This is a genomic window from Thioclava sp. F28-4 (assembly GCF_002020045.1).
In the GTDB taxonomy this organism is placed as follows: Bacteria; Pseudomonadota; Alphaproteobacteria; order Rhodobacterales; family Rhodobacteraceae; genus Thioclava; species Thioclava sediminum.
Genome location: NZ_MPZQ01000001.1, coordinates 528,732 through 548,630, shown reverse-complemented (window position 1 = coordinate 548,630; position 19,899 = coordinate 528,732). Strand labels below are relative to the sequence as shown.

1 protein-coding gene (cut by a window edge) is annotated in these 19,899 nt (G+C 64.3%); it reads left to right on the top strand.

The window, feature by feature from the left end; translation table 11 throughout:
* Nucleotides 1–9: 9 nt before the first annotated feature.
* A protein-coding gene (locus BMI87_RS02460) for a proprotein convertase P-domain-containing protein (protein ID WP_078519567.1) crosses the window boundary here: on the top strand, nucleotides 10–19,899 show its 5' portion. The gene runs 13,335 nt beyond the window's last position; the window shows 19,890 of its 33,225 coding nt (coding positions 1–19,890); the start codon lies at nucleotides 10–12; its stop codon lies off the right edge, out of view.

Genomic DNA, 19,899 nt, shown 5'->3' with positions numbered 1-19,899 from the left:
GAACTGAACGTGGCGGGCGTGATCGTCGCCTCGGGCAAGTTCGGCATCAAGAGCTTCGCGAGCGACATCATCGTGCCCTCGGGCGTGACGACCGAGACCGTGCTGGGCGCGAATATCCTGATCTTCACCCTGTCGGATCTGAACCTCTTCGCAGGTGTCGGCGGTGCGCTTCTGGGCGACGGCACGATCGACCCCGATCAGGGCACCGGATTCGTGGCCGAAAACGCCTCGCTGCAACTGGTGCTGGTGAAGGAAGATCCGCTGAGCGTGACCCTTCCGGCCGTGCCGCGCAGCTGGACTGCCGTTGCGCTCGACGTAGCCACAGTGCGCCTGCAGGGCCTTCCCAGCACGATCACGGTGCAGGGCCTCGATCTCTATTTCGGCTTCAACGGCGCGGATGCGGTGAATGGCGAGCGGATCGACTGGACCGCGACCGGCGTGACCGAGATCGGCAATCTCGCCTCTGTCGATCTGTTCGACGTGACCGAGATGGGCGCCAACTTCAACATCGCCTTCGGCGGCTATGTCGAGTTCACCGTCGATGGCTTCGTCACCGTCGCGGGTACGATGGCGGGCCAGATCCTGACCGAGACGCTCGACGACGGCAACGGGCTGATCGTCGAGGGCGCGTCGATCATGACCTTCTCGCTGACCGGCGGCTATTTCTTCGCGGGGCAGGGCGGCGTGTTCACCCGCACCGATGGCAAGATCACGGATGTCAGCACCACCGACGGTACTGGCATCTATGCGAACAATGTGGGCATCGAGTTCGCCTCGGTCACCCAGACCGCCGACAACCCGCTGACGACCGGTGTGGTCGAGACCCGCACGGTCAAAAGTTGGTCGGCAATCCTCGTGACCTCGCAAAGCGTCGGCGTGACCGGCCTTACGGACTTCACGCTGCGGATATCGGACGTCGCGGTCGAGGCCAACTTCGGCTACACCGACCCGCTGAACGCGGCCAACAACTCGGTGATGAACTGGAAGGGCCTCGATCTGGGCCTGACGATCACCGACGACACGGATGGCTATGACGCGACCGCGATCCTGTCGGTGACCGGGACGGTGTCGGAACTGAACGTCGCGGGCGTCGTGATCGCGACGGGCACCTTCTCGATCAAGAGCCTGCTCGCCGATGTGGCGGTCGCCACCGCAATCGACGCCGATGGCACGCTGAGCGGGGCGAAAGTTCTGATCTTCACCCTGAGCGATCTGAACTTCTTCGCCGGTGTGGACGGTGTGCTCAAGAATGACGGCACGATCGATCCCGATCACGGCATGGGCTTCGTGGCGCAGGGCGGCTCGATCGAGCTGGTGATGGTGTCGGAAGACCCGGCCACCGTGACCTCGCCTGCCGTGGCCCGCAGCTGGATGGCCTTGTCTCTGCGCGTCGATCAGCTGGGTCTGCAGGGCCTGCCGCTGACCGCGACGGTGAAGGACCTCTATTTCGCGATGAACGGCGCGGATGCGGACGGTAACAAGCTCGACTGGGGCGCGACCGGCGTCGATCAGATCAACGCGCTCGCCGATATCACCAATCTCGACGCGGGCTTCGGCATCGAATTCGGCGCCTATGTCGAACTGCAGATCGAAGGCGCGATCCTGTTGGCGGGCGGTCTGTCGGGTGTGATCCGCGATCTCACCGTCGACGATCCGCAGGGCGGCACGATCAGCGCCAAGGCCTTCTCCTTCTCGATCGACGGCGCCTATGTCTTCGTGGGCGCGGGCGGAGAGTTCACCTATGACGAATTCGACCGGGTCGACGCGGTCGCCAATGCGGGCACGGGTTTCGCGGCCGAAGGGCTCGCCTTCGATCTGATCTCGGTGACCGAGGTGGTCGATCTGGTCGCAAACCCGAGCGCCGTCGCGCGCAGCTGGACCGCGATGTCCGCCCATGCCGACACGATCTCGCCGCGCGGTCTGCCGCAGGGGCTGGACCTGACGGTGAACTCGCTCGACTTCACGCTGAACGGGCGCGACGCGATCAATAGCGATCAACTCGACTGGGCGCCGATTATCCAAACTCTGGGCGTCGATGCGGTCGCTCCCGAAGACGGCACGGATCTGGTGATCTCGGGCGGCCTGGATCTGGATATCTTCGGCTTCGTCACCGGCTCGGCCACCTTCGACATCGTGATGCGCAACCAGATCGAGGCCGAACTGGACAGCACTTCCGACGGTCTCGAGAACGCAAGCCTCATGCTGATCGGCCTGCATGTCGAGAACCTCTTCGTCGGCCAGCCGGGCGGTGTGGGCTTGTCGGTGGCTTCCGCCGATATCGCGCTCGCGCTGATCAAGGCGACCCCGCCCGCCAACAGCACGCTGCCCTTGACCACCACGCCCTCGGCAACGGCGGTGCTGGGCAATATTCAAGGCGGCACGCTCGCCGGTCTGCCCGAGGGGATGGAGCTGACGGTCAATGCCTTCTCGCTCGACTACTACGCGACGAAGCCCGCCGGGAACGACACCACGACCTTCTTCAACTGGAATTCGATCGATCTGGACGGCACGCCCGCGCAGGGCGATCCCGCGAACGATCCGGCGGGTCCGGTCTCCTTCACCTATGGTCCGAATGACGAGGTGGTCACGTTCGACGCCAGCGCAGACCGGACGCAGGTCGTGGGCTACCTGACGCTCAACGCCTTCGGCTTCGTCGATGTGGGCGCGAAATTCACGCTCTCGCAGGATATCGTCGATGTGGATGTGAACCACGACGGCACCTTCGACATCGCCACCGATATGAATGATGCGGTGCTGACGCGGATCAGCCTGAGCATCGATCCCGCCGACGAGGCCGCGAATGGCGGCGACGCCCCGGCGGATTACGAGGCCAAGTTCTTCATTGGCATCCCGGACGGCCCCGGTATCACCATCGCGAGCGCCGATATCCTGCTCGCCTCGATCAAGGCGGCCAATCCGCTCACCGATACCCGCGCCTTCACTGCGCTCAAGGCCGATATCGCCTCGGCGTCGCTGACCGGGGTTGATCTGGTGGATATCACCCTCGACACGCTGTCGCTCGAGATGAACAAGGCCAATGATGCGACCGGCGCGATCGACGTGCTCGATTGGGGGCAGTCGATCAATCTTCTCTCGACCGAATGGAGCGACGGCCTGACCATGCTCAGCGGCCAGGATCTGCTCGCTGCGACGAATGGCAATGACGTCGACCCGGCCACCACTGATACGGTCCTCGACATGAACCAGTCGGGCTTCTCGCTCTTCGCGGGTGCCACGATCGTCATCGAAAACTTCGTCCATATCGAAGGCCAGATCACGCTGACCAAGACCGACAAGGTCGCAGCCCGTATGGTCGGCTCGACCACCTCCTTCGAGGCTTCGGTTCTGTCGATCGGTATCTCGGATGCAGTGGTCTTCGCAGGGGTCGGCACGCCGACGATCACGAATGGCGAGGTCGATGCTACCTCCGACGCGACCGGTGTGGCGCTTTCGCTGCAGCGCATGGGCCTGCATATCGTCAAGGAAATGCCGCTCGATCCGGCGAACCCGACCGCGACCCCGCTCAAGAGCTGGATGGTCGTGAAGGCGACGGGCGGGGCCTCGCTGATCGGCGTCGACAATGTCACGGTCGATGGCTCGCTTACGCTGATCATGAACCGCGGCGGCAACGAGACGACGCCCTACAACACGCTCGACTTCACCTATGGCGGGGTGGGCGGCACCTGGGACATCACGGTCGGCGCAGAGACGATCACCTTCGACGAACTGACCGTGGCGACGCTGGAAGTGTCGGGCTCGCTGACCATCGGCTTCGATGCCTATGTGTTCATCCAGGGCGAGTTCGCCTTCACCCAGTCGAGCGAGATTTATTCCGCCCTCGTCGCGGGCACGAGCACGACCCGCAATCTCAAGGCGGTGACGGTCGGTGCGCAGCATGTGAACATCTTCGTCGGCACCGGCTACGATCTGACCAAGAGCTTCGGCGATCAGGGCGATGCGGTCGGTCTGAAGATCACCGATGCTTATCTCGCGCTCGCCATGTTCAAGACGGTCGATACGAATGGCGTGGCGCTGGCCGCGACCGATCCGGCGGCTGCTTCGTACATGGCGCTGAAAGCCGGCGGCACGGTCGCGTTGGTCGGCATCGACGGGGTGACCCTCTCGGGCTACGGGCTCGAGGTCGAGCTGAACCAGGGCAAGCTCCTGAGCACGCAGGCCAAGGAAGCGCTGAACCTTGCGAGCTTCGATGGTGGCGGCTTCGACGTGAAGGTGAGCGACACCGATACCGTGACGCTGGATGCCAATGGCGCGATCCTCGCGGCCTCCGGCTTCGTCGTGCTGGGCTTCGAGGATTACGTCTTCCTCGCCGGGCAGGTTGCCTTCCAGAAGGGCGCGACCCTGACCGTGGGTACCGCGCCGAACCAGAAGACCTTCGCCGCGACCGAAATCTCGGGCGATGGCATCAGCGCCTTCGTCGGCACCGGCGGGCCGTATTTCGAGGTCGACACCTCGGGCGACACCCCGGTCGTGCAGCCGATGGCCGATACTTCGGGCGCGCAGGGGCTGGTGCTGACCAACTTCTCCTTCCGTCTCGCCATGCTGAGCCAAGTCGATGCCAATGGCGTCGCGGTGGTGGGCGGCGAGAAATACACCGCGCTCTACGCTTCGATCGAAGAGGTCGCGCTTGCCGGAATTCCGGGCGTCGCGATCAGTGCGAGCGGCGTCGAGCTCAAGCTCAACCAAGGCAAGTCGGGCACCGCGGGAGCGGGCGCCCAGACGATCCTCACGGGTTTCGACTTTACGGAGGTGACGGGCCTCGACCCCGGTGCCACGACCTTTGCAGATATGACCCCGCTTCAGGCGTTCTACAGCCTTGGCTATGCGGGCACTTTCCTTTCGGTCTCGGCTTATGGAGATCCGGTGGGAACGGGGATTGAGCTTCTCGTGAACCTCTCGGGCGATACGCCCACCAGCGCAGACGATGCCGACTTCGCCTTCTCCGGCGATCTGTCCTTCGAAAAGACGACCAGCGCGACGGGCGTTGTCTATTCGAAAATCGCGCTGACCGACATCACCCTGACATTCGGCGATTATGAATTCACCGGCGACGCGCTGCTCTATCTGATGCCGCAGGGCATGGCGGGCAGCTTCTCGGTCACGCTTCCCGATATCGCATTCGACGACGGCACCAATGCCTACCAGATCGGCAATGGCACGACGGCGACGCTCGAGATCAACACCTCCATTCAGGCGGTCTATGTCGAGTTCGCGAATGGCGATATCCTCGATCTGCCGCGCGGCCAGTTCCTGCGGGTCGAAGTCGAGAACGCCGCCTTCTATGTCGACTTCAACGCGACCGATACCGACAATGACGGCACGCTCGACGTGGGCGCTTCGCCGGAGATCAGCCTGAGCGGCACGCTGATGTTCTCGCAGCTGACGATCGGGATTGCGCCGAACCAGACCAAGCGCATGACCATCGCCTTCACCGGGGTCACGGGCGGCTATACGGACTCGAACGGCGACGGCTTCACCATCGAAGACGCGAAGGGCGTGATCCTGATCTATTCGGGCTCGGCCACGCTGTCGCAGAACGGCATCGCCGCGCAGATCGAGGCGAGCGCGCAAGGTTCGGGCGCAGGCTTCGAGGTCTCGGCGAGCGCGATCATCCGCATCAACACCACCTCGCGCACCGATATCTACGAAGAGGTCGATGTGGGCGACGCGACCTACATTCTCGACTTCCAGGGTCAGGCCAATGTGAACCAGATCGCGCTGGCCGAGGTGAAGCTGAGCTACGAGCCCTACTTCACCATCGAAGGCAGCCTCAGCGACATTCTCCCGGCCGAACTGCCTGCGGGCGCGACCAGCGGCAAGATTGGACGAAACATCTCGATCTTCCTCGGCGATGCGGGCGATCCCAACGATCCCAATGACGATATCGGCCTGCTGATCTCGAACACCACGATCGCGATCTTCGAATTCGGCACCTCCGCCAACCGCAAATTCGCGGTCTATGCGAAGGGCGAGGTGCAGGCGCTGGGCATTCCGGGGCTCAATATCTCGGGCACGGTCGAAGTGTGGCTCAACACCTCGGGCACCGCCTTCTCGACCACCGTGTCGGGCTTCCCGCTGCTCGAAGGCGGCACCTCGGCGACCCCGGTCGCGATCAGTTTCGCGGCCCCGCAGATGGAGCGCGTGAAAGGCTCGGTCGAGATCAGCTTCGGCGTGGCCGAGACCGGCGATCTGCTGGTGATCAGCTCCAACGACGTGCTGTTCAACAAGACGCCCGATGGCCGGATTTCGGTCGATGCGCCCGAGACCTCGATCACGGTGACGCCGCCGGGCGCCGACAGCTTCGGCATCGAAGGCGCGGCCCAGTTCAGCTTCGGCGGCGCGACCGGCTTCCAGCTGACCGATATGCGGGTGACGGGCTACACGCTCTTTGGCGAGACCGTCTCGGTGACGCCGACGACGAACCTGCGCCCGCTGACCGCCGATATCGCCTCGCCGCTCAATGGCCAGATCATCAATCTCGACGGCTTCACCTATATCGACGTCACTTTCTACAACACCAACCGTCTGGATGCGGATGCCTACCCGGCCTATCCGCTGGGCATCGACCCGGACTCGATCACCGATATCGACCCCGAGTTCACGATCACCGCGCGCTATGGCGACACGACGGCGGCGATCACGGTCGACGGGGCAGGGGTGCTGGTCGAAGGCACGGCGCGCCCGACCTATCGCTATCAGATCACCACGCCTGTGAGCCTGTCCGCGAACACCACCTATGAGGTCCAGTTCCTCGCCAATTCCTGGCGCGATGCCGCCGGTGCGCAAAGTGCCGCCGAATACGAGCGCTTCACGATCCGCAAGACGCCGGTTCAGAATGCGCCCGCGGCGAACCCGGCGACCGATCCGCAGGATTTGACCACGATCACCGCCGCGCCCTCGATCGAGCTCGCCTCGCCCTTCAATGGTGCGGTGATCGATAAATCGATGCTGAACTCGAAGGGCTATATCGACGTCACCTTCGTGCTGCCCAATGGCGAGATCCTCGACGCAAGCTCGATCAATGGCGACGAGATCCGCTTCGTGCGCACGGGCGGCGCGTCGAACGTCAATCTGCTGACGAACACCAACGGCACCTACACAGTCGAGAAGATCGGCAAGACCACCTATCGCTATTACGTCTTCGCCGAGCCGCCCGCCGCGACCGCCACCGGCACGGGTGTGGTCGGCACGCCGACTTCGACCTCGACCTCGCAGGCGAACCCGGCCTTCAACGTGGGCGATGTGCAGGTCGAGTTCATCACCGGCACCTGGAAATACACCGATCGCGGCACTGATCTGAACAGCACCGCCGACGACGTCGTCTACTGGTTCGGCGGCGAGAACGGCTCGGTCGCGTCGCCTGTTAAGACCACCGCCTATGTGCAGATCTTCAAGGTGCAGGAACTGCCGGCGGCCGAGGCTGCGACCCCGATCAAGGTCGGTCCGGTCTCGATCCTCGCGCCGAAAGTCGGTCTCGCGAAGCTCGGCTTCAAGGACGGTCTGCTGGTCCTGACGATCTCAGTCGGGGCGGAAAGCGCCTCGCTCGCCTTCGGCGGCACCGCGACGCAGAATGCCGACGGCACCCAGACCAATAGCGGTGGCACTCAGATCACCCTGACCAACCTGCTGGTGAAGTTCGATATCGGCATCGACGTGATGGGCGTCGTCACCGGCGAGCCGGACGGCCCGGTCGTCTCGCTCACCGGCAAATGGTCGATCGCCGCCGACAAGCTGACGGGCTCGATCCCGGATGTGGTCCTCTTCGAGGCTGACCGCATCAAGGTCGAATACGATCCCTCGTGGACGGCGCCCGAAACTCCGGTCGCGGGCACGCCGGAAGGCGCGGGTCAGGAGATCATCAAGATCGACACGATCAAGGTCACCTTCCCGAAATTCGGCATTGCGGGCCAGATCACGACCTTTGAGGGCGTGCGCGGTCTCACGATCTACGACAACGGCTTCCGCATCGGGCGCGGCGAGATCATCTATTCGGGTACCGGCGCGGGCTCGGGCACCGGCACGGGCGCGGTCCAGCGCACCGACGGCGCGACGGGCAAGATCAAGTTCGGCTCGATCCTCGAATTTGACGACCTGCGCATCGGCGTCACCGATTTCTCGCTGATCTTCGGTCAGGACGTGACCTTCGACGGCACGATCTATGTCGGCTCTGGCGGGGCGACCTTCGCGCCGGGCAAGGCGATCAACGCCAAGGTCACCGACCGCGTCTCGGGCGAGGACGTGAACGACACGCTCGCGCTGAAGGCCGGCCTGACCTTCACCGATGGTGTGGTCGACGGCTTCATCTTCGAGCTCGACACGTTCGAGATCAACATCGGCTCGGTCCTCAAGCTGAAGGGTGTGGGCCTGTCGCTTGACACCGGGGCAGCCGATGACGAGGAGCTGATCAGCTTCGTGTCGATCGGCGCGGAACTGAAGATCGGTTCGCTCAACCTCTCGGGCGAGGCGCGCCAGTTCGCCTTCCTCGGCGACGGCACCTTCGTTACCAAGCAGGGCTTCGGCGTCTTCATCGGCGTGGGCGGGGCCTCCGGGGCGAACTTCAAATGGCCGAGCTGGCTGCCGATCAAGATCACCGAGATCGGCGTGCAATGGCCCGACATTCAGGCCGACCCGAGCGATTTCGTCCTCACCTTGTCGGCGTCGATCACCGGGCTGCAGGGCTATGACGGGCTGACCTTCGAGGGCACGGTCGAGGGCATCCGCATCGATGTGGGCCTGCTGCTGGAAGGCAAGTTCCCGATCATCGGCATCGACTCGATCGGCGTGAAAATCGGCGGCAACGCCTTCGGCGGCGAGATCGAGGGCGCGCTGATCGGCGGCATCATCCGGATCGGCGAGGGCAATCAGATGCTCTCCACCTTCGACCTCACGAGCCCGGTGAAAGACCGCGTCTTCTTCATCGGCGTCGAGGCGGGCTTCTCCTTCTCGGGTCTGGGCGGCTTCACGATCCGCTTCGCACTGTCGGAGCTGGGCCCGCTCGGCGTGCTGGTCTCGGGCTCGGTGCCGGGCGGCATCCTGCTCGAGCCGAATTCGGGTCTCGCGATCAACGACTTCACCGGCGGCGTGGACTTCTTCAAGTCGCTGCCCGACATCACCGACCCCGACGAGCTCAACGGCCCCGATTTCGCGCTGCCGCTGAACGTGTCGATCGATGACTGGCTGAACTCTGTGCAGCAGCAGGTCGTGAACCAGTATATCGCGATCCAGAACGGCTCGGCGGCGGGCGGCGGGTTTGCGGCCGCCTTCACCTCGCCGATGATCATCACCGGCTCGGCCAAGCTTTATTCGATCTACACCTCGCAGGCCGTGTTCAACGGTCAGGTCACGATCAAGATCTCGACCGACGGCACGATCCTCGTGATCGGCCAGTTGAACTTCGCGGCCGATAACCTGTCGCTCTCGGCGCGGCTCTACGCGAACCTGTCGAAGATCGCGTCCGGCGAGGCGACGATCCTGCTGCTGGTGAAGATCCCCGATCAGGTCGATCTGCTGACGATCAAGGGCTCGCTGCAATTCGGCTTCAAGGACATCCTCGGCGAGGCCACGCAATTTGCCGTGGTCGAGGAGCAGGCCGCGACGCCCACGCAACGCCTCGACGGGCCCAGCGATGGCGGCGTGACCGGTGTCGGCAACTTCAACGAGCGCGCCTATATCGACATCACTTTCCCGACGGTGAACGGTGCGACGGTGGATGCGGCTTCGGTCTTCGACCTGACGCCGGAGATCGAGATCACCGGCGGCGATTTCACCCTCGACAACACGCAGGCTCCGGCGCAGGTCGATGCCGACACGTTCCGCTTCTGGCTGACCGGCACGGGCGATGTGAACTCTGTGACCTACACCTTCCTGTTCCAGTCCTGGTCCTACACCGAGACCGCAACGAAGCAGACCGTCTATGCGGATGAGGACAACACGACCCAAAGCGGCGACCCGGCTGTCGCGGGGCCGTGGGTCGATATCAAGTTCATTGCCGAGATCGGCGGCGAGATCACCGCCGAGACGCTGGCCGCGATCGCGACCAATGCGGTGGCGCCGTTCAAGCTGTTCAACGACAATGGCGACGAGATCGACATCCTCGGCGCCATCGCGATCGGCGGCGGCAAGGTGCGTTACTTCATCGACACCAGCGATCCCGACCTCACGAACAACCAGCTCGCCGTGGGCGATTACACGCTGCGCTTCACCGCGGACACGTGGGCGAACAACGACAGCCAGACCGGCAAGAACAACACCGCCACGCCGGATGCCGTGTTCTCGGTGGTCGAGCCTGAAGCCTCGCTCAGCGCGCCCTATCAGCTCGATGGTGACGGCTACACGGTCGACGTGAACCTCGCCAATGCCGATCAGCGCATTATCGTGACCTTCGATCCCGCAGGCAGCGGCTCGCTCGATTACGGCTCGATCCTCGATGCGAATGACGAGTTCACCCTGACGCGCACCGGTGCTGCGGATGGCTCCACGGTGAATACGGCTGTCGGAATCTCGGATACGCCGGTTCCGGTTGCGATGTTCATGAACGAGGACGGCACGGCGAGCCTGAAGACGCTCGGTCTCGATGCCGAGGGCCGGATCGTCGCCTCGGACAGCGCGGACTATGACCACCCGCTCCCGACCGACACGGCAGAGCTCTATGCGCTCCTGAAGAAAGAGGGCATCACGCAATTCGCCTATGCCATTACCACCGCGAATTTCGACTTCGCGCCGGGCACCTACACGCTCACCTTCACCGGGGCTTGGGCCGATGCGGCGGGCAATACGGGCGCGACCGGGGATAAGGTGATCACCGTCGAAGGCGCGACCGCGATCATGGTCGATCCGGGTGCGGGCGCTGCGATCGACGTGAACCTGCTCAACGGTCGCAACTATATCGACATCCAGTTCCCGAACGTGCCCGACAGCGATTTCGTCTATGACGCGGCCTCGATCACCGATGGCGGGGCGGAGTTCACGCTGAGCGGCGCGGGCCTCGGCACGGTGCAGATCGACAATGGTGTGGCTCCGGTCCGCGTGGGCGGCACCGACGCGGCCCCGATCTATCGCTACTGGCTGACCGGCAGCTTCGACAGCGGCCAGACCTATGGCGATCTGACCATCGCGGCGGTCGAGCAGGGCTGGTCCTACCGCTATTCCGACAGCGCGAACCCGACCACCGACCCGGCGATCAAGAGCGGTGAGGACGGTCTGGGCGTGGTGGCCAATCTCGAGATCACCGAGGGCTCGGTCGAGATCACCTTCACCAATATTCCGGCGGGCTACACGCTCGACCCGGCTTCGGTGCTCGACCTCGCCGCCGAGTTCACCGTGCAGACCGATACTGTAGAGACTTCGCGCCTGAGCGGCGGCACCTTCCGTGTCGAGCTGGGCGAGGGCGCGCCGGCTTTGCTGCAAAACGATCCGAATGATCCGACGAAGATCTCCTTCATCTACTCGCTGCAGACCTTCATCGATGAGGGCAACCCGGCGGAGCCCGCTTCGCTCACTGGCGAACTCTACCCGCAGACGATCACGCTGGAGTTGGACATCACGTCGATCTCCTTCTTCTCGACCGCGGCGCTGAGCGCCCCGACCATCGTGGTCAAGAGCGGCTCGACCTACTCCGACGCCAACAGCGCCGCCAATCTGCCGGGCGACCGCACCTATTTCGACATCGCGCTGAGCGGAGCTTATGGCGAGGACATCACCGATCAGCTGGCGATCGGCGACGTGAGTGTGACGGGCCTCACGATCACCGAGCTGATGGATATGGGCGGCACGATCCGCGTCTTCGCAGACGGCTCGCTCGGCATCGGCAGCCATGACGTGACGCTGGCCGCGAACAGCTTCGGCGATGCGGCCAAGAACCGCGTCCAGACGCTGTCCTTCACCGTCTCGGGCCCGCAGGGTGATCTGGTCGATCCGGCGAATGAGGGCAGCACGGGGCTCGGCGATGTGAATGGCCGCGGCTATGTCGATCTGCATTTCGAGCGCCCGGTGGGCGGCGCGCTCGATGTGGGCTCGATCACCGATCTCGCCCCGGAATTCACCTTCGGCGGCAGCGGCTCGATCACCTTCGACGACACGCTGGCCCCGGTCTGGCTGAACCCGCAGGCGACCTCGGGCGACTATATCTTCCGCTACTTCACCACCGGCGCGGCTGCCGCAGACACCACGATCTCGCGCATCGCGACTTTCGAGGATCAGCCGACCGTTCTGCGCGCCGATGGTACCGCCGACGATGCGACCGGCCCGGTCTCCTTCGATGCGAGCACCCTCTCGGTCGCCTTCATCGACGTGCGCTACACGCCGACCTATGGCGACGAGATCGACTTCGGCACGCTGGGCGATGAGATCAGCTTCTCGGGCACCGGCGCGAATGGCGTCACCGTTTCCTCGGCTCTGATCGTGGGCGACGGCCTGACCGTGCGCTACTTCCTCTCGGGCAAGTTCACCGCCGGCACCGTTCAGGTCGATTACGCCGCAGCCAGCTTCGGCTCGGGTGCCTATGACAATGACGCGAAGACCCAGAGCTTCCGCCTCGTCCAGCTCGGTGCGAGCCTGACTGACCCGGTCGAAGGCGCCTCGGTGGGGCAGGCGCCCTTGAATGAGCGCGGCTTCATCGACGTCACCTTCGAGCTGCCGAGCTATGCCACCGGCGTCGATCTCGAGAGCATCACCGATGCCGGTGCCGAGGTGATCCTGAGCGCGACCGGCTACACGATCGAAGTCGATGACAGCCAGGCGCCGACCTACATGGGCGACGATGCGAACGGCAACCCGATCTTCCGCATCTGGTATCTGGGCGACTTCGCGGGCTCGAACCTCGACGACAATGTCTCGGTCGAGTTCATCTCGGGCAGCTTCGACTGGCTCGGCACCGATGGTGGCACGATCAAGGCGATCACTGCGACCAACAGCGAAGATCTGGTGGTCACGACCGGCAAGATCGGTCTGGGTGCCAGCGCGCCGACGGCGACCTATGTGGCGCTGTCGCTCGGCACGAGCCAGACGCTGACCGATAGCAGCCTCGCGACCACGGACTTCACGCTGACCGATATCGACGGCAACTCGATCACCATCACCGGGATCCAAGCCCGTGGTCCCCCAGGCGAGTTCGCTGTGACCTTCGACTCCGCCGACGCCGCTGACGGCGCGGTGCTGACCCTGACCTATGCGGCGGGCGCATGGACCTACGGGGCCGCTGCCTCCGAGGCGATCGATCCGACGACGCTCTCGATCAAGCCCACCGACACCGCTTCCTATATCGACATCATCTTCGACACGCTGGGCGATCCGAGCCTCAACGCGCTCTACGCGATCGACGCGGCCACGATCAACGGCGACGAGTTCACCCTTGGCGGGGCAGGCGGCGCCAATCTCGATCTGCTCGACCTCACCCCGACCGACATGGGTGACGGCACCTTCCGCTATTATGTCTCGCGCGAATTCGGCCTCGGCACGGTCACGGTGTCCTTCAACGAAGGCAGCTGGTCCGACCTGCAGGGCAACGAAGGCGGCGCGAGCCAGCAGAGCTTCCGCGTCATCGACCAGATGCAGGAGGGCGGCCAGCCCGGCGAGGATGCCGACCCGGCCACCACCCGCGTCTTCTTCATCCGCGTCTCCGGCTCGATCACGCTGAATTCGGCAGGCATCCTCGACGAGCCGCTGGTCGAACTGCGCGCGCAGGCCGAACTGACCTTCGGCGATTACATCAAGGCCGACGGCTCCAAGGTCTTCCGGTTCGCGCTCGAAGCCTCGGGCACGATCACGGTCTACAAGCTCGGCAATATCGGCTCTGCGGCGGCGCGCTTCGTGCTGGAGACCGGCGGTATGTCGAGCGGCCTGCCGCAGTTCTGGGGCGTGGCCACGATCCAGCCGAACTTCGAGGCGCTCAACGAATACGGCGTCTGGATCAAGGGCAACGCGACCCTGATGATCAACATGTCGGGCGAGGACAAGGTCGAGACCCTGTCGCTCGAGGGTATCCTCGGCGATCAGCTTGAGCGCATCTCGGGCGGCGACGACGATACGGTGGCTGTGGCCGATCTCGGCGCGCTGCCGAGCCAGGCCAATGAGGGCTTCTACGAGAAGCAGGCCGTCAGCACGGAAGTCCGCGCCACCTTCGCGGAATTCGGTGTCACGCTCAGCTCGGAAGCCAAGATCGAACTGGTGCGCGAGCTGAACACCCAGTCGCGCTGGCGGATTACGGACGGCGCGAAGAAGTACTTCATTGAGAGCCTCGACGGCACCGCGACGCTGCATTCCGAAGAGCAGACCTACGAGCTGACGCGCAACTCGGTCGTCTTCTATATAGGCGGCGCGATCAAGCTGACCGACCCGGGGGCATCTGATCCGGATGTCGATAGCAACGTCAACGTCTATGCAGAACTGACCGGCGCCTTCTACCTGAAGATTTCGCAAGACGGGATCGAAGTCTTCGTGGCGGCGAGCGCCAATGTGTTCAACGTGATCTCGGGCCAGGCGGTCGGCCTTCTGATCATCGATTTCGGTGGGGTTTCGAACCATCCCGGCGTCGCGGGTAGCCTGTCGCTCGAGGTGAGCGTGGGCGATGCCGGCGGCGAGAATACGGACGCGGCGAACAATGCCGGCAGCTTCGGCAATATCGCGGAAGACGTCTTCCGCTTCGAGGCCGAGGTCATGGTCCTCTTCAACACCACCGGCATCACCCAGACCTTCGATGTGCCCGACGCGCTCGTGCCGTTCCTGCCGCCGAATGTTCCGACGACTTTCGAGATCTTCGAGCGTCCGCCGATCCTCGGACAGAACGAACGGGACATGACCAAGGATGCGGGCCCCTATTTCGTGGTCCAGATCAGCGGCTCGGTGACGCTCTTCGACTCGGTCACACTCAACGGCTTCCTGTCCGTCACGGGCACCGGCGACTCCCTGACGATCCAGGGGACGGTCTCCGGCCGGATCGCGAATTTCGGCGCGGTCGAGGGGATGCTCTATCTCGAGGCGAATATCGGCGCGAGCGATCCGGGCGTGGTCGGGCGGGCGCAGCTGTCGCTGGTCGGCGGGCTGGAGCTTCCGGGCGTCAGCCTCGGCGGGTCGCTCTCGATCATGCTCGAATTCAACACCTACGCGACGACGCAGGATCGCTACACGATCGTCACGCAGGGCGAATATGACGATCTTGTCGCCAACGGAGATGCGACCGCGACGACCGACGGCACCTTCTATTACGGCACGATCTCGGTCGAGAACGGGCTGTTCCTGAAGGTCACCGGCACGCTGGTCGTCTCGGATGTGATCGAACTGACGGGCGTCTTCACCTTCCGCATCGGCACCGCGCCCGATTTCGAACTGGTCGCGACGCTGGATGTGCAGGCGAAGCTCGTGGGTGTGGCCGAGTTCGGTCTGACCGGCGGTCTCGTGATCGCGGATGGCGGGCTGGTGATATATGCCGAGATCGATCTCAACATCGACCTCGCAACCGTCATCACCGTGACTGGCGACGCGACCTTCCAGCTCAACACCTTCTCGACTGCGCGCACCCTCGAGATCCCGACCATCAATGCCAGCGGGCAGGAGAGCACGATCTCGGTCACCGTGGCCTCGGGCTTCAGCCTCGAGATCGTGGGCTCGGTCAACTTCGTTGGCCTCGCGACCGCCTCGGGCCGCGTCTATATCGGCCTCAACGCGAGCGAGTTCCGCGTCGAGTTCGACGTGACCTTCGGCCTAGCCGGGCTCAACATCTCGGCCGCAGGCGGCGCGGTGCTGTTCTTCAACTCCAGCACTGGAGAACTCGACGGCCTCGCGCTGCTTCTGGATGTCAGCATCAACGCCAATATCGCGCTGGTGATCGACATCGAGGCCAGCGGCAAACTGATGCTCAACACCGTCGGCCGCGACGTGACGATCTCGGGCCGTGTGCTGGAGCGCAACTCCTTCGTGCTCGATCTCAGCGGCAAGGTCGAGTTCCTGAAGGTTCTCAAGTTCGAAGCGGGCTTCCGGATCGAGGTCACGGACAACGCCTGGCGCGTGGACTTCAACGCGAGCATGGACTTCTTCGGTCTCGCCACGATGAGCGTGAACGGCTGGTTCAACTCGAAGGGCTATTTCGACCTCTCGCTGAGCGGTCGCCTCGTGCTGGGCTCGAACAGCTTCGGCCTGACGGGCAACTTCTCGATCCGGGTCTATTACCTCTTCGACGATGCGGCGGATGTCTACAAGCTCGGTGTGTCGGGCTCGGCCTCGGTCTCGCTGCGCGCCTTCAACATCAGCTGGGCCACGGTTTCGATCAGCTTCTCGGCCACCGCGACCGGCACCGGCCGCGTGCCGATCGTGATCTCGGCCAGTGCGAGCGTGAAGGTGCTCTTCGTGAAGGTCTCGGTGAGCATGTCCTTCACCGTGGGCTATGTCGAATTCCCGACCCCGATCTATCTCGCGGGCGATCTGAACGGCGACACCAATTCGGGCACCTACAAGGATTGGGATGACACCTCCACGATCCTCGTGCTGAACATGGGCGACGCGAATACCAAGCGCGGCATCGGCGAAGCGACAGAGGGCGAGACCTATATCATCGAGGCCGTCACCCCGGTCGTGAATGGAGCGCAGACGATCCGCGTGATCTATTCGGGCCGCGAGCAGGTCTTCGAGCACGTCCACGAAATCCGCGGCTATGGCGGCTCCGGCGACGACCTGCTGGTCGTGCGCGACGGCGTCGCCGTGCCGATCCTCTTCGTGGGCGGCGCGGGTGTCGATACCGTGGCCTACGAGGGCGACGGTCAGGTTACGATCAACTCGGCCTCTGAGGGCGGCACTGCGGGCGATCTGGGCGATCAGATCAGCATCGGCAGCGGCGTCGCGGCTGGCTCGATCATCTACGGCTCGGGCGCGAATGACCGGATCGTCTCGGATGCGCTGGTGCCGATCACCATCTACGCGCTCGGCGGCGATGACGTGGTGCTGCAAAACGGCACGGGCGTCGCCACGATCTACGGCGGCACCGGCGCGGACCGCCTGATCGGCGGCGCGGCGGCGGATGTGATCAACGGCGAGGGCGGGGCGGACGAGATCGACGGTCGCGGCGGCGCGAACACGATCAACGGCGGCGGCGACAATGACCGCATCTTCCGCAGCCTCGCCTCCGACGGCGTCGAGGTGATCAACGGTGGCGGCGGCACCGACACGATCCTGCTTTATGGCACCGCGAACCCCGACACGGTCACGATCGGTCAGAAGCCCTCTGACTCCGGCATCCTGCAGGCGCTCGACGCCGATGGCAGCGGCTTCGAGGCCGACGGGGTCGAGGGGCTGATCATCCATCTGCTCGGCGGCACCGATACGCTGACGGTCAATCCGCTCGGCCAGACCGATCTGAATACCATGCGCATCGACGACGATCTGGTCGTGGAATCCGCCGATCCCGCGAAGGACGTGGCCGAGATCGATGGCACGAGCGACGGTGTGGCCGATGCGGTGATCTTCAACGGCACCAGCGGCGTCGACACCTTCACGCTGAAAGCGGGCGCGGTGGCCGATCAGGAATTCATCCTCGTCGCCGCCTGGTCGACCGGCACCGTGACCGTCACCTTCGACGACACGATCCGCGCCAAGGGCGACACGCTGCGCATCTCGGCGGCGGGCGGCAATGACAAGATCACCGCGGGCCCGGCCGTGGCGGCAGGCGACCCGTCCAACGCGACGCCGCTGACCAACGACCTGATCGCGCTGACGCTGGAAGGCGAGGGTGGCAACGATCGGATCATCGGCTCGATCTTCAACGACGTGATTGACGGCGGCGCGGGCTCGGATACCGTGACGGGCGGCGAAGGGCTCGATGTCTTCCGCGACACCGACGAGGCGAACGAGACCGACACGCTGATCGAGGTCTTCGCGGGCGAGGATATGGGCCTCTACGAGAACCTGTTCCTCGTCGGCAAGGTCTTCCAGGCGGATGGCTCCACGGCCTATGCGGAGGGCACGACCGATGGCGCGATGGTGCCGGGCGACGCCGATCTTTGGAGCACTTCGGGCCTCGGCGCGGGCCAGACCACGGTGGAACGTCTGAACGGCATCTTCGAGGCGGTCGATCTGACCGGCGGCGACGGCGTCAACAACACCTTCGTTGTCAACGACCTGAGCGGCTCGGTGACGGTGGGCGGTCTCGCGATCGGCGTCAGCGCCTTCAACGGCACCGTAACGCTCGACAATGCGGGCTCGGATGCGAGCGGCGATCTGGAGCATTACATCATCGCGGCTCCGCTCGGTTCGGGCTTCACCGTCCATATCGCGGACTCAAGCACGATCGACGCGGACAAGCTGGTCTATCTGGGCTCGCAGGGTGACGATTATGTCGCGATGTCGGTGGGCCTGATGGCCGCCTCGCGCTACACCAATGCGGCTGGCAAGGTGCTGGGCGCGGCCGCCGTCAGCATCGATCACAGCAATCTCGACGTGATCGAAGTCGATACCCGCGAAGGCGCCGACGTGATCGCGGTCACCGCGACCGATCTGCCGATCTACATCAACAGCGGCATCGGTGACGACGTGATCAACCTCGGCTCCGCCGCCTCCTCCGAGCCGGGCACCGCCCCGCTGGGCGGCACGCTCTCGGGCATCGCCGCGCTGATCCAGATCGACGCCTATGACACCTATAGCGGCCCGATCCTCGCCGATCGGGGCAGTGACACGCTCAACATCGACGACAGCGGCAATACCGGCGCGACCACCGGGGTGATCGGTCTGGAAGATCGCACGGCGGTCGAGGGCTTCATCTTCGTGGATGGCTTCACCGCCGCGGCTGCGGGCATCCGCTACATCGCCCTCGAGAACGTCAATGTCGATCTGGGCGACGGCGTGAACGACGTCACCCTCAAGTCGACCGGCAAGCGCGACGTCACCACGCTCGAGACCCGCGACGGCGCCGATATCATCAAGGTCTTCGCGATCAACGGCCCGACCATGATCGACACCGGCGCGGGCGACGATGCGGTCACCGTAACCGAAGACGATCCCGACACGCCGCTGGCCAATGACGGCACGCTGAACGCGATCCTCTTCGGCTACCTGACGATCGATGCGGGCGCGAACGATCCGGTCACCTACGAGGTCGACGGCACCATCGTGAACCATGGCGATACGCTGATCGTGTCGGATGCGGGCGACACGCTGCCCGATCAGGGCGGCTATCTCAGCGGCACCGAGATCGTCGGCCTCGGCATGACGCTGGGGGTGGTCTATGCGGGCTTCGAGGAGCTGGAGCTGTCGCTCAGCAACGGCAATAACGGCTTCCACGTCTCCGACACCCATGCGGGGCTGACCACGCTGAACACCGGCGACGAAACCGCGACGGGCGATGCCACCTCGGATGCGATCACCATCGAGAAGATCTCGGGCCGCACCTTCCTCAACCTCGGCGCGGGCAACGATCTGGTGCAGGTCAACTACTACGCCGACGGCACCCAGACCTTCCTCAACGGCATCGACGGGTTCGAGTTGGATATCGACGGTCAGGCGGGCAGCGACCTCTATGACATCGGTCTGGCCAGCGCGGGCAACTCCACGATCCGCATCCTCGACACCGGCACCGCCTTCGACGGTATCGACCGCGCCGAAATCCGCGGCACGGACGGGCGCGACCTGTTCCTGTTCCGCGCCAACCAGGACCTCGATGTGGGCGTGGTCGCGGCGCTGCCGATCGCCGAGGACGGCACGATCCTCAACACCGTGGTCGAGCGGGTGGAATACAACTCCGCCATCGACGCCGATCTGCGGGTCTTCGGGCGCGCGGGCAATGACCTCTTCGTCTTCGACGACACACTCGCGGGCGTTCAGGCCTTCGGCGATGCGGGCGACGACACGTTCCAGATCGGCCAGCTCTTCGCCTCCTTCCGCGACGAGCAGAACCCCTATAAC